Origin of the sequence: Microbacterium phyllosphaerae (assembly GCF_017876435.1) — a bacterium.
Lineage (GTDB): Bacteria > Actinomycetota > Actinomycetes > Actinomycetales > Microbacteriaceae > Microbacterium > Microbacterium phyllosphaerae.
Genome location: NZ_JAGIOA010000001.1, coordinates 2,227,056 through 2,248,974, shown reverse-complemented (window position 1 = coordinate 2,248,974; position 21,919 = coordinate 2,227,056). Strand labels below are relative to the sequence as shown.

General features: G+C 68.5%; 21 protein-coding genes. 8 read left to right on the top strand and 13 right to left on the bottom strand.

Annotated features, from left to right (window positions below):
• Positions 1-16: 16 nt before the first annotated feature.
• Complete coding sequence (ftsY, locus tag JOF42_RS10480; RefSeq protein ID WP_210097805.1) at positions 17-889, bottom strand: signal recognition particle-docking protein FtsY; 873 nt, start codon at positions 887-889, stop codon at positions 17-19.
• A 97-nt stretch (positions 890-986) separates the two neighbouring features.
• On the bottom strand, positions 987-4,532 hold the full coding sequence (gene smc, locus JOF42_RS10475) for a chromosome segregation protein SMC (protein ID WP_210097804.1): 3,546 nt from the start codon (positions 4,530-4,532) through the stop codon (positions 987-989).
• A 544-nt stretch (positions 4,533-5,076) separates the two neighbouring features.
• Between smc and JOF42_RS10470 the strand changes: the two genes are divergently transcribed.
• The 5 genes from JOF42_RS10470 to JOF42_RS10450 all read left to right on the top strand — a co-directional run bounded on the left by JOF42_RS10470 (position 5,077) and on the right by JOF42_RS10450 (position 9,639).
• Entirely contained in the window at positions 5,077-5,358 is a 282-nt protein-coding gene (locus JOF42_RS10470; protein WP_210097803.1) for a hypothetical protein, read from the top strand.
• 13 nt (positions 5,359-5,371) lie between these two features.
• Positions 5,372-6,460 (top strand): GNAT family N-acetyltransferase, encoded by a 1,089-nt coding sequence (locus JOF42_RS10465; RefSeq protein WP_210097802.1) that lies wholly within the window; start codon positions 5,372-5,374, stop codon positions 6,458-6,460.
• On the top strand, positions 6,457-7,536 hold the full coding sequence (locus JOF42_RS10460; protein WP_210097801.1) for a GNAT family N-acetyltransferase: 1,080 nt from the start codon (positions 6,457-6,459) through the stop codon (positions 7,534-7,536). Before JOF42_RS10465 ends, JOF42_RS10460 begins: the two co-directional genes overlap by 4 nt.
• An 88-nt stretch (positions 7,537-7,624) precedes the next feature.
• Positions 7,625-8,320, top strand: a complete 696-nt coding sequence (locus JOF42_RS10455) for an ABC transporter ATP-binding protein (RefSeq protein WP_210097800.1) — start codon at positions 7,625-7,627, stop codon at positions 8,318-8,320.
• On the top strand, positions 8,317-9,639 hold the full coding sequence (locus JOF42_RS10450; RefSeq protein WP_210097799.1) for a permease: 1,323 nt from the start codon (positions 8,317-8,319) through the stop codon (positions 9,637-9,639). Before JOF42_RS10455 ends, JOF42_RS10450 begins: the two co-directional genes overlap by 4 nt.
• Positions 9,640-9,647: 8 nt before the next feature.
• Here the strand turns inward: JOF42_RS10450 and mutM are convergent, their stop codons facing one another.
• The 6 genes from mutM to JOF42_RS10420 form a co-directional block, all read right to left on the bottom strand.
• Positions 9,648-10,511, bottom strand: a complete 864-nt coding sequence (mutM, locus tag JOF42_RS10445; RefSeq protein ID WP_210097798.1) for a bifunctional DNA-formamidopyrimidine glycosylase/DNA-(apurinic or apyrimidinic site) lyase — start codon at positions 10,509-10,511, stop codon at positions 9,648-9,650.
• Positions 10,504-11,196 carry a ribonuclease III gene (rnc, locus tag JOF42_RS10440; RefSeq protein ID WP_210097797.1) on the bottom strand — a complete coding sequence of 231 codons (693 nt, stop codon included), beginning with the start codon at positions 11,194-11,196 and terminating at the stop codon, positions 10,504-10,506. Before rnc ends, mutM begins: the two co-directional genes overlap by 8 nt.
• Positions 11,197-11,213: 17 nt before the next feature.
• Positions 11,214-11,423 carry a 50S ribosomal protein L32 gene (gene rpmF, locus JOF42_RS10435; protein WP_017830754.1) on the bottom strand — a complete coding sequence of 70 codons (210 nt, stop codon included), beginning with the start codon at positions 11,421-11,423 and terminating at the stop codon, positions 11,214-11,216.
• A gap of 2 nt (positions 11,424-11,425) precedes the next feature.
• Positions 11,426-11,974, bottom strand: coding sequence for a YceD family protein (locus JOF42_RS10430; RefSeq protein WP_210099164.1), 549 nt, complete (start codon positions 11,972-11,974; stop codon positions 11,426-11,428).
• Positions 11,975-12,057: 83 nt separating this feature from the next.
• On the bottom strand, positions 12,058-12,555 hold the full coding sequence (coaD, locus tag JOF42_RS10425; protein ID WP_210097796.1) for a pantetheine-phosphate adenylyltransferase: 498 nt from the start codon (positions 12,553-12,555) through the stop codon (positions 12,058-12,060).
• A gap of 31 nt (positions 12,556-12,586) precedes the next feature.
• Entirely contained in the window at positions 12,587-14,761 is a 2,175-nt protein-coding gene (locus tag JOF42_RS10420; protein WP_210097795.1) for an ATP-dependent DNA helicase RecG, read from the bottom strand.
• Between the two features lie 61 nt (positions 14,762-14,822).
• On the opposite strand from JOF42_RS10420, the gene rsmD reads away from it, so the two are divergent.
• Complete coding sequence (gene rsmD / locus JOF42_RS10415) at positions 14,823-15,425, top strand: 16S rRNA (guanine(966)-N(2))-methyltransferase RsmD (RefSeq protein ID WP_210097794.1); 603 nt, start codon at positions 14,823-14,825, stop codon at positions 15,423-15,425.
• Here the strand turns inward: rsmD and thiL are convergent.
• On the bottom strand, positions 15,395-16,390 hold the full coding sequence (gene thiL / locus JOF42_RS10410; RefSeq protein ID WP_210097793.1) for a thiamine-phosphate kinase: 996 nt from the start codon (positions 16,388-16,390) through the stop codon (positions 15,395-15,397). The genes rsmD and thiL overlap by 31 nt on opposite strands.
• A 23-nt stretch (positions 16,391-16,413) precedes the next feature.
• On the opposite strand from thiL, the gene JOF42_RS10405 reads away from it, so the two are divergent.
• On the top strand, positions 16,414-16,908 hold the full coding sequence (locus tag JOF42_RS10405; RefSeq protein ID WP_210097792.1) for a DUF3515 family protein: 495 nt from the start codon (positions 16,414-16,416) through the stop codon (positions 16,906-16,908).
• Between the two features lie 77 nt (positions 16,909-16,985).
• Complete coding sequence (locus JOF42_RS10400; protein ID WP_210097791.1) at positions 16,986-17,615, top strand: hypothetical protein; 630 nt, start codon at positions 16,986-16,988, stop codon at positions 17,613-17,615.
• Between the two features lie 11 nt (positions 17,616-17,626).
• On the opposite strand, the gene JOF42_RS10395 is transcribed toward JOF42_RS10400, so the two are convergent.
• Genes JOF42_RS10395 through murA form a run of 4 tightly spaced genes read right to left on the bottom strand, consistent with a single transcriptional unit; the run spans position 17,627 to position 21,866 of the window.
• The gene (locus JOF42_RS10395) at positions 17,627-18,709 is read right to left on the bottom strand and encodes a D-alanine--D-alanine ligase family protein (RefSeq protein ID WP_210097790.1); all 1,083 of its coding nucleotides are present in this window, start codon (positions 18,707-18,709) and stop codon (positions 17,627-17,629) included.
• On the bottom strand, positions 18,615-19,748 hold the full coding sequence (locus JOF42_RS10390; RefSeq protein WP_210097789.1) for an NAD(P)H-dependent glycerol-3-phosphate dehydrogenase: 1,134 nt from the start codon (positions 19,746-19,748) through the stop codon (positions 18,615-18,617). The genes JOF42_RS10395 and JOF42_RS10390 overlap by 95 nt, the downstream gene beginning before the upstream one ends.
• On the bottom strand, positions 19,738-20,493 hold the full coding sequence (locus JOF42_RS10385; protein ID WP_210097788.1) for a lysophospholipid acyltransferase family protein: 756 nt from the start codon (positions 20,491-20,493) through the stop codon (positions 19,738-19,740). The genes JOF42_RS10390 and JOF42_RS10385 overlap by 11 nt, the downstream gene beginning before the upstream one ends.
• Positions 20,494-20,498: 5 nt before the next feature.
• The gene (gene murA, locus JOF42_RS10380) at positions 20,499-21,866 is read right to left on the bottom strand and encodes a UDP-N-acetylglucosamine 1-carboxyvinyltransferase (RefSeq protein ID WP_210097787.1); all 1,368 of its coding nucleotides are present in this window, start codon (positions 21,864-21,866) and stop codon (positions 20,499-20,501) included.
• Positions 21,867-21,919 lie beyond the last annotated feature (53 nt).

Here is a 21,919-nt window from a genome sequence, read left to right as displayed (position 1 = left end):
GGCGGTAGTCCCGTCGTCAGCCGACAAGCGACTGGACGAAGACATGGGGGGTGAAACCGGTCAGATCGTCGATGCCCTCACCCTGGCCGAGGAGCTTGACCGGGATGCCTGTGCGCTCCTGCACAGCCAGGACGAAGCCGCCCTTGGCCGAGCCGTCGAGCTTCGTCAGGACGAGGCCGGTGACGCCCGCATGCTCGAGGAACGCCTCAGCCTGCATGACGCCGTTCTGGCCGGTCGTGGCGTCGAGGACCAGCAGGACCTCGCTGATCGGCGCCTGCTTCTCGATGACCCTGCGGATCTTCGTGAGCTCGTCCATCAGACCGCCCTTGGTGTGCAGACGACCCGCGGTGTCGATGATCGCGATCTCGATGCCTTCGCGCTGCGCGTACTCGATGGTCTGGTACGCGACGGATGCCGGATCCTGACCCTCCTGCTGGGGACGGACGATGGCCGCTCCCCCGCGCTGCGCCCACGTGGCGAGCTGGTCCACGGCTGCCGCGCGGAACGTGTCCGCGGCCCCGACGACCACGCTGCGCTGGAAGCCGCGCAGGAACTTGGTGAACTTGCCGATCGTGGTGGTCTTGCCGACCCCGTTCACACCGACCACCAGCACGACGGCGGGGCGCTCTGTGAGCTTCAGCGTCGTGTCGAACTTCGCGAAGTGCTCCTCGAGGGTCTCGCGCAGCATGCGCTGGAGATCCTGCGGGTCGGTGGTCCGATAGCGATCCACCTTCTCTCGCAGTTCCTCGACGACTCGCTCGCTGATGTCGGGACCGAAGTCGGCGGTGATGAGCGCGGTCTCGAGGTCCTCCCACGTCGTCTCGTCGATCGTGGGCTTGACGAACATCCCGCGCAGCGCACGGGTGAGGGACCAGGACTTCTCCGCCATGACTCCAGCCTACGGGTAGCGCCGCGGCGGCCTGCGGCCCACGCCTACGCTCTGAGCACAACTTCCGAGCTCTGCCGACATTCGCCCCCTGCTCGGGTCAGCCGGCGACCGCGGCGCGGTCACCGACGCGCTGACCGACGACAGCGGATACGCCGTCCTGTCGCATCGAGACACCGTAGAGGGCGTCGGCGATCTCCATCGTGCGCTTCTGGTGCGTGATCACGAGAAGTTGCGAGCTCTCTCGAAGCTGCTCGAACACCGTCAGGAGTCGGCCGAGGTTGGCGTCATCGAGGGCCGCCTCGACCTCGTCGAGGATGTAGAACGGGCTCGGACGGGCCTTGAAGATGGCGACCAGCAGGGCGACGGCGGCGAGGGAACGCTCGCCGCCGGAGAGGAGAGACAGCCGCTCGATCTTCTTGCCGACGGGACGAACCGACACCTCGATGCCCGTGGTGAGCATGTTCTCGGGATCCGTCAGGGAGATGCTTCCCGCGCCGCCCGGGAAGAGCAGCGGGAAGACCTCGCCGAACGCCACCCTCGTATCCTCGAAGGCGCTCGCGAAGATCGTCTGCATCCGCTCGTCGAGGTCGGCGATGATCGTCAGCAGATCTTGGCGGGTCTGGGTCAGATCGGCCAGCTGTTCAGTGAGGAAGGCATGGCGTTGCTCGAGCGCCGCGAACTCCTCCAACGCGAGCGGGTTGACGCGGCCGAGCTGTGCGAGCTTGCGCTCCGCGTCGGCCAGTCGGCGCTGCTGGATGCGTCGATCGAAGGGGATCGCGGTGGCCTCTGCGAGATCGTCTTCGGCGTGCTCCACGCCAGGATCACGGGGAACCAGCTGGTCGGGACCATATTCCGCAACGAGAATATCTTCATCGAGCGCGAGTTCCGACGCGACGCGCTCGAGCAGGCTGTGAAGGTGGAGCTTCTTCTCATGGATCTGCAGCTCGAGTCCGTGCACACTCTCGGTGAGCCCCGCCAACCGTTCGCGGAGGGACGTCTCCTGCGCCCGCAGAGCGGTGAGCTCCTGGTTCTGTGCGGACCTCGCGGCCTCGGCCTCGGCCAGGGCGACCCGGGCCTCGGTGACCGAGCGGTCGATCGAATCCAGGATGCGCGGAAGCTCGTCGGCGACACCTGATGCCGCTTCGCGCTGCGCACGTCGGATCACCGCGCGGCGGGCGGCCTCCGCAGCAGCATCGCGCTCCTGCTCGCGCTGGCGTTCGAGGCTCGCGACCCGTGCCTGCGCCGCTCGGACCCGCTCGCGGAGAGTCTCGATCTCGAGCCGCGCGCGCACTTCACCCTCACGAGCGACTTCGAGCGACTCGAGCAGACCGTCTCGCGCTGAGGCATCCAGTACCGGTCGCGGCGCCGACACCGCAGCTTCGAGTTCCGCCTTCGCCGCCCCGGCCTTCGCCTCGGCCTCCTCGACCGCCGACTGCGCCTGCGCGAGGCCTGCTTCCAGTCGCTCGCACTCGGCGACAGCGGACTCGTGCGTCACCGTGATGCGATTGACCTGCTCGGCGTGGCTCGCGAGAGCAGCGTCGTGTTCGCGGAGCGATCGAAGAGCATCCTTCGCGTGGCGGCGGGTGCTCTCGACGACCTCGTTCGCATCCTCGCGCGCTTCTCGCAGTGAATCGACGATGACCTGCACCTCTGCGAGACGATCGTCAGCGGCATCGCGCTCGGCCGCGAGCTCGAGACGCGAACGCTCCCCTCCGGAGCCGGTGCGCAGCGTCTGGGCGGTGATCACATCGCCCCCGGTCGTGACGATGGTCGTCGTGGTGTCGCCGGTCGCGTCGAGCGCCGCACGTGCAGAGCGTGCAGCGTCAAGACTCTCGGCGATCAGGACGTGCGACAGGATCCCCAGCACTCCGTCCGGAGCGGTGACCGAATCGACCGCGGGAGTCACCCCTGCGAGCGAAGGCAGATCGACCGTGGGTCGCAGGGCATCGGCGACGACGAAGTCGACGACGCCCCTGCGCTGCTCCGCGGCCTCTTCCGCGAGAGTGAACGCGTCGGATGCCCCGTCCACGAGCACCCCCTCGGCGAGGGACCCGAGCACGGCCGCGACCGCCGCTTCGAAACCGGCTCTGACCTGGACCGCGTCGCCGACCAGACCCCGGATGCCTGCGCCTCCGGCCTTCACGATCTCTGCAGCGCCGCCCGAGATCGCGAGCGCGCTTCCGAGTGCCGCGGACTTCGCCGTGAGCGAATCGACCTCGCGTTCGGCCGCGTGCAGCCGCTCCCGCAGCGTCTCGCGCTCGGTCTCCGCTGCCGTGGCCGCCCGCTGCGCGGTCTCGTATGCGGCCGAATGCTCCGCCGCCGTGCCCTCAGGGGCCTCGGCGTCGTCGATCGACTCGAGTGCCTCAGCGGCCTCGCGGCGGCGCGCGTTAGCGGCCTCGAGAGCGTTCTCCTGACGCAGCACGGCACCGCGCACCGCGGCGAGGGCCGACGCTGCGGCATCAGCCGTGCCACGCAGTGAGCTGAGGCGCATGTCGTACTCCGAGACCAGGGCGCTCTGCTCGGCGATGTCCACATCGAGCGTGTCGAGTTCGGCCCTCGCGAGCACGACCTCTCGGCTCGCGACGGTCGCCGCCTCCTGCGCGTCACCGAGTCCCGCGGATATCTCCGTGATCTCGTCCTTGGCCTCGTCGATGGTGGCCTGCGTCACCGTCACCGCGGTCACCGCGGCGTCGTCCTCGTCGGATCCGAGGAGCGCGAGGCGCTGATTCGCGAGGGTGTAGAGCCCGCGCATCCGCTCCTGCACCTGCTCCAGGCCGAACGCGACTCCCCTCGCCTGGTCGACGGCGACCGAGTTCTGGTCCTGCTCGAGTCGGGCGATGCTTCCGCGCACCGCCTCGGCCTGGTCCGAGAGCACGAGACGCTCGGTGTGCCGCTCATGCTCGGTGCGGGTGTGATCCGCGAGCGCGGTGCGAAGCGCGACCACATCGTCGGCGAAGATCCGGGCCTTGGCATCGCGGACGACTGCCGCGATGGTCTGCGCCTCGCGTGCGATCTCGGCCTGACGTCCGAGCGGCTTGAGCTGTCGACGGATCTCCCCGGCCAGGTCGCTCAGGCGTGTGAGGTTCGTCTCCATCGCATCGAGCTTGCGGAGGGTCTTCTCCTTGCGCCGTCGGTGCTTGAGGATTCCGGCAGCCTCCTCGATGAAGCCACGACGATCCTCCGGGGATGCCTGAAGCACGGTGTCCAGACGCCCCTGGCCGACGATGACGTGCATCTCGCGGCCGAGTCCGGAGTCGCTGAGCAGCTCCTGCAGGTCGAGCAGTCGGCAGTTCTCACCGTTGATGGCGTATTCGCTGGCTCCGTTGCGGAACAGCGTCCTGCTGATGGTCACCTCGGAGAACTCGATGGGCAGCGCCCCGTCGCTGTTGTCGATCGTGAGCAGCACCTCTGCACGACCCAGGGGTCCCCTGGTCGAGGTGCCGGCGAAGATGACGTCTTCCATCTTGCCGCCGCGGAGCGTTTTGGCGCCCTGCTCGCCCATGACCCACGCCAGGGCGTCGACGACATTGGACTTACCCGAGCCGTTGGGTCCCACGATGCAGGTGACACCCGGTTCGAACACGAAACTCGTCGGCTGCGCGAAGGACTTGAACCCCTTGAGGGTCAGGCTCTTCAGATGCATGCGCGGGCCGCGCTTCCGGGGTGAATCACGCCCACACGTTACCGGAATGACGGCGCAGAACCGGCATCCCGCGCGGGTACCGAGGGAACCCGGAACGGGGTGCGACACGCCGACCCACGCCGAAGGTGCTTGACGGACACGCCCGGGCTTCGCTACCGTAACCTCCGGATCGCCACACGAAAGGAGGTTACCGATGATGATCACACTCAACGCTCAGGCCACAGGCCTCGCCGCGCCATTCGCGCCGCGTCTTGCGCACTCGGTAGCCGCCGGCGTCCGCACCACTGCGCTCTCGTAGAACCGCAGCCCGAGGACTCTGCCCTGCGTCACCCGCAGGTCGCCGCCCCGTGAGGGGCTTTCCTCAGACGCGTGTCACCGCGCCCACCCTCTGATCCGCCCTCGGATCACGGATTCCCGCCGATCCCGGCGATCGCCTTCTCGCGACCCCCGGGCTCTCGACTCCTCGCACCCGCCAGGACACCTCTCGGTGTTCTGCACAGGTGCTCGCCTCACCCATCCACATCACTCTTCTCGAAGGATCATCGTGAACACCACGCTGTACCGCAGCATCACCCACCCTCCGGATACCGAGGACCAGCTGGTCCTCCACATCCCCGCACCCGACGAACTCCAGCGCCTCGCGCTCGCTGACCGTCTCTCCCTCCGGATCGGCCTCTGGCTGCTCCAGAGGGCTCAGCGTCCTCGCCGGGAACGCCGCACCGCGTCTCCCGTGTACTCGGACGGCTCGACTCTCGAACGACGAGACCGCGCAGCCGGCGAAACGCTCGCACTGCTCACGTACGACCTGCAGCGTCAGCTGCGCTGACCTGGAGATCACGATGAGCATCCCACTCACCGATGAGGCATCGCTGCATCCGCTCGTGCTGCCGGCACGGGCGGATGCAGCGGACGCGGGCGAGTTCCGCGAACTCGCCCGCGTCCGCAACGCCGTCTACCGCGAACTCACCGGCCGCACCGAGCAGGACCTCACGCCTGAGGCACTGCTTCCTCTGCTGCGTTCCCGCAAGGAGCGCACCACCGTGGTGTGGGCCGTCAGAGTCGGCGACGAGATGGTCGGCCGCGCCGTCGTCGACATCCCCCATGAAGAGGGATCGCGCGTGGCGATCGCGTCGATCGAGATCCATCCGCGGGTCTGGGGTCGCGGGATCGGCACGGCCGCCCTGCCGCACCTCGAGGCCGTCGCGCGGGAGTACGGTCGCACCGTCATCCAGAACTGGACGGAACAGCCGGCCAGCGACGCGCCGCGCCGTGAGGCGCGCACCGGATTCGGCAGTGTGCCGGACGACCACGTCGCCCGATTCCTGACGCGTCACGGCTTCACCCTCGAGCAGGTGTACCGCGTGAGCCGTCTCGAGGTCACAGCGTCGACTCTCGATCGCGCGCGAGCGCTGCACGAGGAGGCCCGCTCGTGGTCGACGGACTACCGGGTGCTCCAGTGGATGCTCCCCACCCCGTCTGAGCACGTCGACGGCTATGCGTGGCTGAAGTCCCGCATGTCGACGGACGCCCCGTCGGGGGATCTCGAGACGGATGAGGAGTCCTGGGACGCCGAGCGCCTGATCGACGGCGAGAAGCGCATCGAGGAGATGGGCCAGACCATGCAGGTCACGGTCGCGCAGCACATCCCTACCGGTGAGCTGACCGCCTTCACCGAACTCGGGATCGGCCCGGACCTCACCGCGACCACACACCAGCACGACACCCTCGTGCTGGTCGAGCATCGGGGGCACCGCCTCGGACAGCTCGTGAAGTGCGCCGCGCTGCTCTCCTGGGGCGACGTCGCTCCGGAATCGCGCGAGGTCATCACCTACAACGCCGAGGAGAACCGTCCCATGCTCTCGATCAACGAAGCCATGGGCTTCACCGCCATCGCCTACGAAGGCGCCTGGAAGAAGGAACTGACATGACGACCGTCGCACTGACGATCTCCGCGCTGACCGTCCCGAAGTCTCTGGATGACGTCGACGGCGCGGACTTCCGCGCGTATGGGGACCTCAACCGCCAGATCTGCGACGAACTCGTCGGCCTGCCCGACATCGCGCCCGACGCCGCACAGCTTCTCGCAGGGTGGCAGGACGGCACCGACACTCTGCACACGGGGTTCGTCGCACGTCTCGGCGACGAGATCGCGGGGTTGCTCACGATCGACTACGCGCAGGAGCAGGACGCCCACGCGGCGGAGATCGACCTGATGGTGCCGGAGCGTCACTGGGGACGCGGCATCGAGGACGCCCTCCTCGACCTCGCAGAGACGGAGACACGCGCGCACGGTCGCTCGCTCATCCAAACCTGGACGCTCCACCGCCCGGTCGAGGCCGAGCGCATGATCGTTCCGCGAACCGGATGGGGACGTATCCCCGCGATTCCGCTGTCGGACGTGCTCGAAGCCCGGGGCTATGAGTTCGAGCAGGTCGAGCGCAACAGCGAGTTCGATCTGCACTCGGATCCTGCTCCACTGCGCGCGGCGCTCGAGGCGGCCCAGACTGCTGCGGGACCCGACTACCGGGTGCTGCAGTGGCTGGCACCGACACCGCCCGAACACCGCGAGGGCTTCGCGGCGATCCTGGCGCGCCTCTCGACAGATGCGCCGAGCGGCGAGATGGACTTCGTCGCCGAGGTCTGGGATGCCGAGCGCGTCGTCCGCCGAGAGAAGCGCCTGACCGGCGCCGGTCAGGCACTGTCGGTCGTCGCCGTGCAGCATGTTCCGAGCGGTGACCTCGTCGCCTACAACGAGCTGCTGATCGCGTCGGACCGCACGGGTGTGACGCATCAGCTCGGCACGCTCGTCTCGAGCGCGCACCGGGGGCACCGTCTCGGTGCGCTCGTCAAATGTGCCAACCTGCTGCACTGGCGCGAACTGATGCCCCTCTCCCCCGTGGTCTCCACTTTCAACGCGGAGGAGAACCGTCCGATGCTCGGCATCAACGAGGCGATCGGGTTCACCGCGGTCTCCTACGCGGGAGCGTGGCAGAAGCGGATCTGACCGAGATCATCCGATCGGTGTATGCGGTTCGACGCGGATCATCCGCCGGGCCGATGCACCGATCGGATCCTCTCGCGAGGCTGGAAGCATGAACGCATCCGTCCTCGACGCCCGATCCCTCACGAAGTCCTACGGCACCACTCGCGCACTCGCCGGAGTGGATCTCACCATCCATCGTGGCGAGTCCGTGGCGATCATGGGCGCATCCGGATCAGGCAAGACCACGCTGCTCCATGTGCTCGCCGGGATCATCACCCCGGATTCGGGCAGCGTGAGCTTCCACCCCTCGACCGGGAGCCCGGTCGAGCTGGCGGGACTCGGCGAATCGGCGCGCTCGCGGCTGCGACGAGAGCGGTTCGGGTTCGTCTTCCAGCAGGGCCTGCTGATCCCCGAGCTCACCGCCGTCGAGAACGTCGCGCTCGCCTCGATGATCAACGGTGTGAAGAGAGCGGATGCCGTGGCGCACGCGGCGTCGTGGCTCGCCGCACTCGGCCTCGCGGGGATGGAAGACCGCCGGATCGGTGAGCTGTCGGGCGGGCAGGCACAGCGCGTCGCGATCGCACGCGCCCAGGCCACCGGCGCCGACCTCGTGTTCGCCGACGAGCCGACCGGCGCGTTGGATTCGCACACCTCGCAGGAGGTGATGAACGCGCTGCTCTGGTCGACGACCGGGCAGGGCCGGACACTGCTCGTCGTCACCCACGATCCGGAGGTCGCCGCGCGCTGCTCGCGGATCGTGTCGGTCCGTGACGGCCGGGTCACGGCCACGGCGGTGCAGGCATGAACGCGCGCGTCCTCGCGCTCCTTCTCCGCCCCGCCAAGGGGCAGACAGCGGTGATCGCCCTCCCGACCATCGCCTTCGCCCTCGTCACGGCGCTCGTTCTCACCGTCGTGGGCGGCGCGCAGTCGTTCTGGACCTGGAACGACGGATATGGCCCGCTCTATCAAGCCCTTGCAGCGATCGCACTGGTGCTCCTCGTCGTTCCGCTCGCGAACCTCGGCGGGGCAGCGGCTCGTCTTTCGGCGAGAAGACGCGACGAGCGACTCTCGACCCTGCGCCTTCTCGGCGTCACGCCCCTGGGCGTCGGCGTCGCCACCGTCATCGAATCCATGCTGGTGGCGGCCGCAGGCGCGCTCGTCGGGATCAGCGGATACCTCGCGATCTCTCCCCTCATCGGACTCATCCCGTTCCGTGGAGCGGCACTCGGTCTCGATGCCGTGCTGCTGCCACCCGCCGGTGTCGTCGCGGTCGTCGGCGGTATCCTCGTCGTCGCCGTCGGCAGCGCTGCGCTCGGCCTCAGGAAGGTGATCATCTCGCCGCTCGGTGTGCGACTCAGGACGACCGCGTCACCCGTGCACTGGTTTCGGGCGATCATCGGCGTCTGCGTGATCGCCGTCGCCTTCGTCCTCGTGAAGATCATCCCCTCGATCGCGGGCTTGGCGACGACGATCACCGTGTTGGCGGTGCTGTTCGCGATCGCGCTGGCGATCCTCAACGTCGTCGGCCCCTGGGTGCTCAAGGTCGCCGCGTCCCGCGCGCTGCGTCGCGCCGACAGTGCTGATCGGCTGCTCGCGGCTCGGATGGTGCTCGACTCCCCCAAGGCCGCGTGGCGCCAGGTCAGCGGAATCGCGATGGCCAGTTTCATGGCGGTGTTCGCGGGTACCGGGGTCTCCCTGATGAACGTCATGGGCGGCGAAGCGGTCGACGGCGCCGACGCGGCTCTCGCGGCCGACATGCGCACCGGCCTCATCATCACGCTGGTCGGTTCATTCCTCATGGTCGCAGCATCGGTCGGGGTGAACCAGGCCGCATCCGTCCTGGATCAGGGCGAGCTCCACCGCAGTCTGCACCATCTCGGCATGCCGATGGACACGGTGGACGGCGCCCGCCGACGAGCGATCATGTCGCCACTGCTGGTCACCGCGCTCGGGTCCGCACTGTGCGCAGCCGTGCTGATCTTCCCGCTCATCGGAATCGCGCTCATCACTGCACCTGAATCGCTGCTCACCATCGCGACGGTCGTCGCCGTGGGGATCGCGCTCGTCTGGACCAGCACCCGCATCACCAGGCCGCTCCTCGCGCGGTCCTTCCACGCGGTATGAGCATGCTGTCAGCGTCGGCGCTGGCAGCGTGGACAGTAGTGGCTCGAACGGTTCATGAACGCCTCGCGGCGGATCGGCGTGCCGCACCGCGGACACGGCTGCCCGCCGCGTCCGTACGCATTGAGCGAGTGTGCGAAGTAGCCGGCCTGGCCGTTCACGTTCACGTATTGGGCGTCGAAGCTGGTGCCGCCCTCGGCCAGGGCCTTGGCCAGGACCGTCCGCACCTCGGCGAGGAGACGACTCACGGACTGTGTGGAGAGCGAGCTCGCAGGCGTCTCCGGGTGGATCCTTGCGGCCCAGAGCGATTCGTCCGCGTAGATGTTGCCCACGCCGCTGATGACCTGCTGATCGAGCAGCACCCGCTTGATCGCGCTGCTGCGCCTGCGCAGGGCGACGCGGAACCCGGCGTCGTCGAAGTGGGGATCCATCGGATCCCGTGCGATGTGCGCGACCTGCGTCGGGACGGCCGTCGGCCCGTCGACCACCAGATGGTCGACAGCGAGCGAACCGAACGTCCGCTGGTCGGCGAAGACGATCGCGAGCTCTCCGTGCAGCGGATGCTCGATGCTGATGCGGATCCGTTCGTGCCGCTCCGTGACGGCGTCCGGAGACCGCAGGAGCATCTGTCCGCTCATCCCGAGGTGCGCGATCAGCGCGGAGTCGTCGGAGTCGAGCGGGAGCCAGAGGAACTTTCCTCGGCGCGCGGCGTCGGTGAACGTGCGCCCTTCGAGACGCGCGACGAAATCGGCGGGCCCTGGGGTGTGCCGGGTGAGAGCCCGTTCATCCAGCACGCTGACGGCCGTGATGAGGGATCCGACCGCCGCAGGAGCGAGTCCCGCCCTGACGACCTCGACCTCGGGGAGCTCAGGCACGCTCGTCGAGGAAGCGCCATGCGCTGAGCGCCGCCGCCATCTCGGCCGTCTTCTTGCTGCTGCCCTTGCCTGTCATCGCGACGTCGCCGACCGTCACGGTGGCGACGAAACGGCGATCGTGGTCAGGTCCACTGGCCTCGACGGTGTACACGGGCGGGGTCGCGCCGAGACGCGCGGCGAGCTCCTGCAGACTCGTCTTCGGATCCATCGCTGCGCCGTACCGCTCGGGGTCGGCGAGCAAAGGCTCGGTGAGGCGCAGCACGAGCTCGGTCGCCGCTTCCGGACCTGCCGACAGATATGTCGCGCCGATCACGGCTTCCATGGTGTCTGCAAGGATCGAGTCCTTGTTGCGTCCGCCGGTCTGCTCCTCGCCGCGCCCGAGCAGCAGATGACTGCCCAGGTCGATGGCACGCGCCACCTCTGCGAGAGCAACGGTCGACACGACGCTCGCGCGTCGCTTAGCCAGCTCGCCCTCGTCGAGGCCGGGATGGGTCGTGAAGAGCATCACGGTCACAGCCTGACCGAGCACCGAATCGCCGAGGAACTCGAGACGTTCGTTATGCGGGATCCCGCCGTGCTCGTACGCGTAGGAGCGATGGGTGAGTGCCAACTCCAGAAGCTCCGCGTCGATATCGACGCGGAGCTTCTCTGGGAGAGGTCTCGTCCCCCCAGGGACCTTCGTCACAGTCGTGAAGTCGCGACTCAGACGTCTGCGACCTTGCGGCCCTTGTACTCGAGGAACAGCTCGGTGCCCTGCGAGTCGGTGACGACCTTCGCCTGGTGCGGGCGGCTGTAGACGACCTGGCCGTTCTCGATGGTCTTGACGAGCGCGACGGGCGCCGCCTTCCACTGCGCGCGGCGCGAGCGGGTGTTCGAACGGGATACCTTGCGCTTCGGGGGGTTACCAGCCATGACTAGCTCTCTTCTTTCTCGACGGCATGAGATTCTTCCGTGCCGTCTTGGTCTGTGATGTTCTGGAGCGCACTCCACCGAGGATCGATGGGAGCGGCCTGCTCCGTTCCGGTGCTCTCGGTCAGCCTCTCGCCCGTTTCCGGGTCGAGCCCGGGGCAATCCGGCTGACACACCGGCTGAAATGGAAGCGACAACACGGCCGCATCCCTGACTAGAGTTTCAAGATCCACGTGGTCGTCTTGAACCTCGAAGTCAGTTTCTTCCTCACCAGGATACGCGAAAAGCTCCTGGAACTCGACTTCGACGGGCCGAGCGATGTCGATCAGGCATCTTCCGCATACTCCGGAGTACTCCGCATCGGCCGTTCCGGAGACGAGAATGCCCTCGTGCACCGACTCCAGGCGCACATCCAGGTCGAGATCGGATCCTGCCTCGTACGCGACGATCCCCTCACCCCACGCCTCGCGGAGGGTCACGGAGAACTCGTGTTCGCGCATCTCGCCCGGCCTGCGGACGATGTCGCGGACGGGGAGGACGAAGGGACCATTCATTCGGGAACGCACCCCGCAATGGTACCGGCTCTGCGTCGCACCGGGCTGGTTCCGCGCTGTGCGCGACGCCTCGGCCCGGCTGCTCAGATGCCGCGCGAGCCCGTATCGAGGAACGCTGCGACCGCACGAGGGACGAACGGCGACACATCGCCCCCGAGGCCCGCGACCTGACGGACGAGAGAGCTGGACACCAGAGCGTGTGCGGGGTCGGGAAGGAGGAAGACCGTCTCGATGTCGGCGAGGTGCCGGTTGACGATCGCCATCGGCGACTCGTACGCCACGTCGATCTGCGAACGGATGCCCTTGACCAGAACCCCGGCACCGACATCGCGCGCGTAGTCGACGAGAAGACCCATGCTCCAGGAGCCCACGACGACGTTGTCACCGATGCCCTCCTCGGCGATCGACTGCTCGATCAGCGACATCCGCTGCGCGATCGGCAGCATGGCCTCTTTGCCGGGGTTGTGCACGACGAGAACATGAAGCTCGTCATACAGCTTCGCCGCGCGGCGGATCACGTCGAGGTGACCCAGGGTCGGCGGATCGAACGAACCCGGGACGACGGCGATCCGACTGCTCATGCCACCCAGCCTAGGGCACGTCGTCGGCAGCTCAGTTCTTCGCGAGAGCCGCGCGATCGTCGTCGCTCACCCGTCGCTCGATCGCCGAACGCAACCCAGCGTTCTTCTCGAGATCGGGGTCGGCGGCCAGGATGACCTCCGCGAGTTCCCGGGCCCTGACGATCAGGCCGGAGTCCTTGACGACGCGGAGCAGCTTGAGCGAGGAACGGACGCCGGCCTGTGCCGCACCGAGCACGTCGCCTTCTCCGCGCAGATCGAGGTCGACTTCGGCCAGCGCGAACCCGTCGAGCGTGGCTGCGACAGCATCGACCCTCTCGCGCGCCACGGACCCGGCTTCGGCCTCCGTGACCAGCAGGCACAGGCCGGGGACACCGCCTCTGCCGACACGCCCTCGCAGCTGGTGCAGCTGCGAGACGCCGAAGCGATCGGCATCCAGGACGATCATCGTCGAGGCGTTGGGAACGTCGACGCCGACCTCGATCACGGTCGTCGCGACGAGCAGGTCGATCTCCCCCCTGGCGAAGGCCTGCATGATCGCGTCCTTCTCGTCGGACGGCATGCGGCCATGCAGCACCGCTCGTCGCACGCCACCGAGCTTCGGGTGCGTCTCGAGGGCCTCATCGAGCTGCACCACACCCCAACGCGGACCGGATGCTCCATCCGGCGGGACGATCAGCTGCTCCCCCGCCTCCGCGGTCTTCTTCGTCGTGTCGATCGCGGCGCACACTGCGAACACCTGGCGCCCCTGGGCGATCTCCTCGGCCGCGCGCTCCCACACGCGATTGAACCACCCGGGGTGCTCGGCCAGAGGGGCGACGAACGACTCGATACCCGCTCTGCCCTTCGGCATCGTGCGGATGACTGACGTGTCGAGGTCTCCGAACACGGTCATGGCCACCGTGCGAGGGATGGGGGTGGCCGTGAGAACGAGCGCGTGCGGGCTCGAGCCCTTGGCGCGCAATGCCTCGCGCTGCTCCACGCCGAACCGGTGCTGCTCGTCGACGACCACGAGCCCGAGGTCGGCGAACGTCGTCTTCTCGCCGAGCAGCGCGTGGGTGCCGACGACGATCAGAGCCTGCCCGGAGGCCACTCGGAGTGCGGCCTTGCGACGCTCCGCAGCAGGCATCTGCCCCGTCAGCAGGGTCGGCATCACCAGCGGCCCCAGCTGAGGACCGAGCATCTTGGCGATGGATCGCAGGTGCTGCCCGGCGAGCACCTCGGTCGGGGCGATGAGCGCGGCCTGTCCCCCGGACTCGGCGACCTGCAGCATGGCCCGCAGCGCGACCAGAGTCTTACCCGAGCCCACCTCACCCTGCACGAGTCGGTTCATCGGCCAGGATCCGACCAGATCGGCGGCGACCTGCACCCCGACCGTCTGCTGATCGGGAGTGAGGTCATACGGCAGCGAGGCGTCGAAACGCTCGACCAGCCCGCCGGGCTTCGCCGGACGAGCCGTGGCCGAGAGCGCCCGGACGGCATCGCGCTGCTGCAGGAGAGCGGTCTGCAGCGTCAGCGCCTCATGCATCCGCAGCGTACGGACGGCCGGGTCGATGTCGTTCCGGGTCTGCGGACGATGGATCTGCTCGAGAGCCTCGCGCGCGGTCAGCAGCTCCTCCCGCGTGCGGACCTCCGCGGCCAGCGGCTCGGGCACCTCGCCGAGTCCGTCGAGCACACGCGCGATGAACTTCGCGATCTGCCAGGTCTGCAGACTCGATGTCGCGGGGTAGATCGGTATCAGCACGGCCGCCCGCGCGTCCGCCCGGCGTCGTGCGGCATCCTCATCGTCGAAGAGCTCATACTCCGGATGCGCGAACTGCGTCATGCCGTTGAACTCGCCGACCTTGCCCGAGAAGACACCTCGACGACCGACCGCGAGGTCTTCGGAACGCCACTTCGCCGCACCGAGATTCTTCGCGAAGAAGGTGAGGGACATCTTGCCGATGCCGTCGCCGATCACCACGTCGACCATGGCTCCGCGCCGATTCCGCATGGCCCTGGCACTGGAGGACAGCACCTCGGCGACGATCGTCACCGTCTCACCGAGGGGGAGCTCGCGGATCGGGGTGAGCTCACCCGGATCGGCGTACCGCCGCGGATAGTGAGAGAGCAGGTCGCCGACCGTCTTCATGCTGAAGGCTCGATCGAGGGTCTTCGCCGGGGTGGCGCCGAGCGCGTCCTCCAGCGACGAATCGAGCGTGAGCGACATGCTCCGAGTCTAGGAGGCCGCACCGACACGGCATGCGCCTCAGCTGTCGTATCGTGAACGGGTGACGAGGATCATCGCCGGAAAGGCACGCGGAGCTCGACTGGATGTGCCGCACGCAGGCACACGACCGACCAGCGACCGCGTGCGGGAGTCGCTGTTCGGAGCGCTGGAGTCGGCGGATGCGATCGCCGGCGCGCGCGTCCTCGACCTCTACGCCGGATCAGGCGCGCTCGGCCTCGAGACCCTCAGCCGCGGAGCGGCCAGCGCCGATCTCGTCGAGATGGGCCGAGAGGCGGCAGCCGTGGTCCGCCGCAACGTCGCCGTCCTCACCAAAGCCGGGCTGCCCACCGCCCGCGTGCATCAGAGTGCGGTGCGGGCTTTTCTGCAGCGCACGGCGGGCCCGTACGACCTCGTGTTCTCGGACCCGCCCTACGACCTCCAGGACGAGGCGATGACCGCCGATCTCGTCGCCCTCGCGCCTCTGCTCTCCCCGGACGCGCTCGTGATCATCGAGCGCGCGCGCCGTTCCACGCCGCCCGACCTCGCCGAGGCAGGGCTCGACCTGATCCGGGAGAAGACCTACGGCGACACGACGCTGTGGTGGGCTGAGCCCGCAGCGCCTGCTGGCGCGCGTCAGCCCGACGTCGAGTCCCAGTCTCGATAGGGATCCCAACCCGACACATCGGCGGGAGCGCCGTCGACGAGCAGATCGTGCTCTCCGCGCGGGGCGACTGCACCGATGACACGGAACCCCGGAGGCAGGATTCCGGCCGGGAACGTCGCCAGCAGAGCGTGGTCCTCTCCCCCGGCGAGGGCGCGCAGCGGGTCCTCACCGAGAGAGGCCGAGTCCAGGGCGATCGTCACCTCGGATGCCGCAGCCATCCGCCGTGCGTCGAGCGCGAGCCCGTCGGAGATGTCCATCATCGCCGTGGCGCCGGCCGTGGCGGCGAACGGACCGAGACCGATGGGCGGCGACGGGCGCAGCTGTGCGGCCAGAGCAGCACTCTCGCCGGCGGCCAGCGCTGCGGCATCCACCGGAACAGGCTGATCGCCCTCGCGGAACCTGCCGAAGAGCACCGCGAGGCCCTGCGCGGCGTGGCCGAGTTCGCCGGCCACCGCCACGACGTCGCCGATGCGGGCACCCGAACGGGTGACGGGAGCACGGCCTTCGAGGTCACCCAACGCGGTCACGGCGACGGTGAGCACGTCGGAGACCGTCAGATCGCCGCCGACCACCGCGCACCCCGGAGCGAGTGCGGCGCATGCCTCACGGAAGCCGTCGGCGAGCCGCTCGACGAACGAGAGTCGAAGATCACGAGGAACCGCCAGCGCCACCAGCAGAGCGGTCGGACGAGCGCCCATGGCCGCGACGTCGGCGAGATTCACCGCGGCGGCCTTCCAGCCGAGGTCGTACCCCGACGACCACGCGAGCCGGAAGTCCGGTCCGTGCACGAGGGTGTCGGTCGTGGCCACCACCGACCCGGAGGGCGCCGCGATCACCGCCGCGTCGTCGCCCGGTCCGATCAGCGCGTGCGTGGCCTGCGCGGTGCGCGCGAGGATCGCTCGCAGGATCTCCCCCTCGGACAGCTCGCCGAGGGTCGGATCGTCGTCGCGGGGTCGGGAGGGCATGCAGTCAAAGGTAGCCTGGAAGCATGCCCCGCTTTCGCCTTCTCGCCGTCATCGCGGGCTCGCTGGCCCTCGTCACGGCCCTCTCGGGATGCTCGACCACCGTCCATCTGGAACCCGCCGAGGACGCGAACGATCCCGCGTGCGCGGAGGTGTCCGTGCTGCTCCCCGATGCGGTCGGCGACCTGGACCGCGTCTGGACGGATGCTCAGGCGACCGGCGCCTGGGGAGACCCGACCCTGGTGCTCCGCTGCGGCGTCGAGCCCCCGGCGCCTTCCACCGACGTGTGCACGACGATCGGGAGCGTCGACTGGCTCGTCCTCGATCAGGAGGAAGAACGCCAGCGCCTCGTGACCTACGGCCGCGACCCCGCGGTCGAGGTGATCATCCGACGCGGCGAGGAGATCGACTTCCGCACCGTGGTGGAGAGCCTGTCGACGAGCATCCAGTCGGGTCTCGCCCCGGCCACCGCACGCTGCACCGACCGCGTACCCACGGAGGACGGCTCCGACAAGGGCTGAGCGCATCCGCTCACGGAACCGCCGACGCGCGGAGCCGGCCCCGCCGACGCCTCGAGGCATCCGCCTAGACTCGCGGCATGAATCCCAACCCTGCCGGCAGAGCATCCGTCATCGCAGCGATCATGGTCGGAGTGGGGGCGCTTCTCAGCGGCTTCGTCGGATTCCTGTTCGTGATCTGGGGCGTACCGAACCTCCCGCGCACGATGATCCTGCAGGATCCGATCGGCTTCGCCCTGCGACCCCGGCCGATCCCTCTCGCGGTCGTCGCCATGTTCCTGGCGCTCATCGTGATCGTCGCGCTCACGTGGTTCTTCGTCCGGCTCGTGGTGCGGAGTGCCCTCCCGAAACGAGGCTCCGCGGTGTTCTTCGGCACCTGGGGCGCGGTCATCATCGCATCGTGGATCGCCGGCATGGTGCGCGCGCCGTTGGCGATCTCGGCGCTCGGCATCCCGTCGGAGCAGTCCGAGATCCTGATGGTGCAGGGGTTCCAGGTCGTCACCGCTGGTGCCGCCTGGGGCCTGACCTGGGGCTGGATCACAGCGATCGTGGTCACCCTGATCCATCGGTCGGCGCCCGTCCCTGAGCACGTCGAACGGGAAGCATCGAGCAGCCACCCGGCGACGACGGCCTACCCGTACCCGCCTCAGGCAGGCCAGGCGACGCAGACGAGCACGTCGTACCCGCCCCAGCCGCCGCACGCGGGCTAGCCGTCACCCGGTCAGCGGCGGAGACCTGCCTCGATGAGCTCGGAGATGAGGTCGCCGTAGCTGAGCCCTGAAGCGACCCAGCACTTGGGGAACATCGAGATCGGCGTGAAGCCGGGCATCGTGTTCAGCTCGTTGACGACGAGTTCGCCGGAAGGGGTCAGGAACATATCGACCCGGGCGAGGCCACGCCCGTCCACGGCCTCGAACGCGCGGATCGCGGCGTCCTGGATCGCGGCGATCTCGGACTCCTCGAGCGCGGCGGGGCACACGACGTCGACACCGTCGCCGCCGAGGTACTTGCCCTCGAAGTCGTAGAAGCCGCGGGACGTGAGCACGATCTCACCGGGAAGCGACGCGCGTACGCCGTCGGCGCCCTCGAGCACAGCGACCTCGATCTCGCGACCGACCACGCCGGTCTCGATGAGGACCTTGTCGTCCTCGGCGAAGGCGATCGCCAGCGCCGCATCGAGCTCGTCCGGCTGCTCGACCTTCGACACGCCGACGCTGGATCCGGCTCTCGCGGGCTTCACGAACAGCGGCAGCCCGAGCTCCGAGGCAGCAGCCCGAACGGCAGCGGCGTCCTGCGCCCATTGCCGCGCGCGAACCGTCAGCCCCGCGGCCACGGAGAGCCCCGCGGCACGCAGCGCGATCTTCATGAAGTGCTTGTCCATGCACAGAGCGGAGTCGAGCACGCCGCCGCCGGCGTACGGGACCTCGAGCGTGTCGAAGTACCCCTGGATCGTGCCGTCCTCGCCGTGCGGGCCGTGGAGGATCGGCAGCACGATGTCGATCTCGCCGAAGCTCTCCGTACCGCCGTCGGGGCGCACGACACGCAGGGTCCGGTCGCCGCCCGGCTCTGGCCAGAGCACGCGGCTTCCGTTGTCGGCGACCTCGGGAAGATGCGCGGCATCCAGCGGGAACTTCGCCGGGTCGTCGTCTTCGAGGACGAACGCACCCTCGCGGGTGATCCCCACGGGGATCACCGCATAGCGGTCGCGATCAATCGCGCCCAGCACTCCGCCCGCCGTTGCGGAACTGATCGAATGCTCGCTGGAGCGCCCTCCGAAGAGCACCACCACCGTCTGCTTGTCCATGGTTGGTCCTCTCACCCTGAGGGGTGTCGTCGTCCGTCGTCAGGTGGGGTGCGATGTCGCGCGGGTTCATCTTCCCGTCGAGCACCATCTTCACCTGTTCGACGATGGGCATGTCCACCTCGGACTCGCGGGCGAGCTGCAGCACCGGCGCGACGGACGCGAGGCCCTCAGCGGTCTGCTGCATCTGCTTCACGACATCCTGGAAGCTGTATCCCTGACCGAGCAGGCGCCCGGCCGTGTTGTTGCGGCTGAGCGGCGACTGGCAGGTCGCGATGAGGTCGCCGAGCCCGGCGAGACCCTGCAGGGTCTCTGGCTGTGCGCCGTTGGCGACCGCGAAGTCGGTCATCTCGACGAGTCCGCGCGTGATGATCGACGCCTTCGTGTTCTCGCCGTACCCGACGCCGTCGACGATTCCGATCGCGACGGCGATGAGGTTCTTCAGCACTCCTCCGAACTCCGTGCCGATCACATCGGTGTTCACGAAGGTGCGAAAGTAGCTGTTGCGCGCGGCCCTGGCGACCTCTTCGGCCGTCTCCTGGCTGCGAGACGAGATCACTGCGGCGGTCGGCTGCTCGCGGGCGATCTCGAGCGCGAGGTTCGGGCCTGAGGCGACCGCGATGCGGTCGGGGTCGCAGCGCAGCTCCTGCTCGATGACCTGGCTCATACGGAGCCCGGTGGTGCGTTCGACGCCCTTCATCAGGCTGACGATCTTGGTGTCGCTGTCGGCGAGCAGCGGCCGCAGAGCCTTCAGATTCTCTCGCAACGACTGGCTCGGCACCGACAGGTAGACCTGATCGACGTCGCGCATCGCGATGGCCAGCTCGTGCGTGGCCGCCATCGTGCGAGGGAGGTTGATCCCCGGCAGGTAGCGCGAGTTGCGCTTCGCCTCGTCGATCTCGTGGGCGAGCTCGGCGCGGCGGGCCCACATCGTGACCTGCGCGCCTCCGTCCGCGAGGATCTTGCCGAAGGTCGTACCCCAGCTGCCTGCGCCGATGACGGCGACCCGCGGGCCTGCGGCGACGTTGCGTTTAGGAGTCAAGGCGACCCGTCTCCTTCTGTCCGTGCGACGCCGGATTCCAGCGCTCGGCCGGAGCCTTCTCGTCGCGCAGCTCCTCGAGCAGCGCGGTGATCGCGTTCATCAGACGGGTCGTGGCCTCGTTCAGCGCCGAGGCCTCTCCTGCGCGCCCGCGCAGATCGGAGACATCGATCGGGTCCCCGACCACGACATCGACCCGCTTGCGCAGCGGCCAGAGGCTCAGGCCCTTCTGATAGCGCCCCATGATCTCCTGCGTGCCCCAGTGGGCCATCGGGATCAGCGGGATGCCGTCGGCCAGCGCGAGCCGCACTGCCCCGGATTTTCCCCTCATCGGCCACATGTCAGGGTCGCGCGTGAGCGTCCCTTCGGGGTACACGATGACTCCCCGACCGTGCTCAACCAGCTCGGCGGACTGCTTGAGCGTCTGCTTGGCCGCGGATGCCGATGACGAGCGCGCCACCGGGATCATCCCGGTACGGCGAAGCACCCAGCCCAGCACGGGGACCTTGAACAGGCTCTCCTTCGCCATGAACCGAGGTGCACGCCCGATGCGCCAGACCGCGAGAGCCACGATCAGCGGATCGAACTCCGAGTAGTGGTTCGGTGCGAGAACGAAGGCCCCCTCACGCGGAAGCTTCTCCCCCCCGGTGACCCGGACCTTCGCGAGCAGCGACACCGCGGGGATGACGATCGCCGCGACGGGCCAGAAAAGGCTCGGGCGCGTGGTCTCCGTCGAACGGGAACCCATCGGCGTCACCGGATGACGTCGAAGTCGGCGCCCACGGCGTCGAGCTTTGCGAGGAACTTCTCGTACCCACGGCTGAGGATGTCGACTCCCGAGACCTTCGACTCGCCCTCGGCCGTCAGCGCCGCGATGACGTGGCTGTACCCGCCGCGCAGGTCGGGAACGACGATGTCGGCGGCGTGCAGCGGGGTCGGCCCGGTGATGACGGCCGCCTGCTCGAGGTCACGGCGCGGCACGCGACGGGGTCCGTCCTGCAGCCCGCGCGGGTGCACGACGATGTCTGCGCCCATCTTGACGAGCGCATCCGTGAACCCGAGACGGTTCTCGTACACCGTCTCGTGCACCACAGAGCGTCCCTTGGCCTGGGTGAGTGCGACGACGAGAGGCTGCTGCCAGTCGGTCATGAAGCCGGGGTGCACATCGGTCTCGACGACGACGGGCTTGAGCTCTCCGTCGCGGCGGAAGAGGATCCCGTCCTCCTGGATGTCGAACCATCCGCCTGCCTTGCGGAACACGTTGAGGAACGTGAGCATCTCCTGCTGCTTCGCTCCGCCGACGAAGATCTCGCCGTCGGTCGCGAGCGCGGCGGAGGCCCAGGATGCCGCCTCGTTGCGGTCGAAGATCGACCGGTGGTCGTAGCCGCGGAGCTTCTCGACGCCCTCGATGAGGATGACGCGGTTCGGCTCGTACGAGATGATCGCGCCCATCTTCTGCAGCACGGCGATCAGGTCCATGATCTCGGGCTCGATGGCCGCGTTGCGCAGCTCGGTGGTGCCTTCGGCCCGGACGGCCGTCAGCAGCACCTGCTCGGTCGCGCCGACGCTCGGGTACGGCAGGTGGATGTTCGCTCCGTGCAGACGAGCGCCGCCGGTCGAGAGGCGGATGCCGCTCGGCAGCTTCTCGACGATCGCGCCGAACTTGCGCAGTGCGTCGAGGTGGAAGTCGATGGGCCGGTCGCCGATGCGGCATCCGCCGAGGTCGGGGATGAATGCCTGACCGAGACGGTGCAGCAGCGGGCCGCAGAAGAGGATCGGGATGCGCGATGCACCGGCGTGGGCATCGATCTCCTCGAAGTGCGCGGACTCGACGTCGCTCGGATCGAAGACGAGAGCACCGGGCTCATCGCCGTCGGAGACGCGGACACCGTGCACCTCGAGCAGCGAGCGGACGACCGCGACGTCGCTGATGGCGGGAACGTCGCGCAGGACGCTGACGGTGTCTCCGAGCAGCGAGGCCACCATCGCCTTGGTCGCGAGGTTCTTCGCTCCCTTGACGTCGACGCGGCCGCGCAACGGGCGCCCTCCGCGAATGGCGAGGACGTCTCCGGTGAGTGGGGGGACTCCGTCCGGAAGAGCGTCGCGCACAGGTGTCGTCATTCGGAGCCTCACTTCATTCAACGGAATTCGGGGCGGGGTCGCCCTCGGCTCCC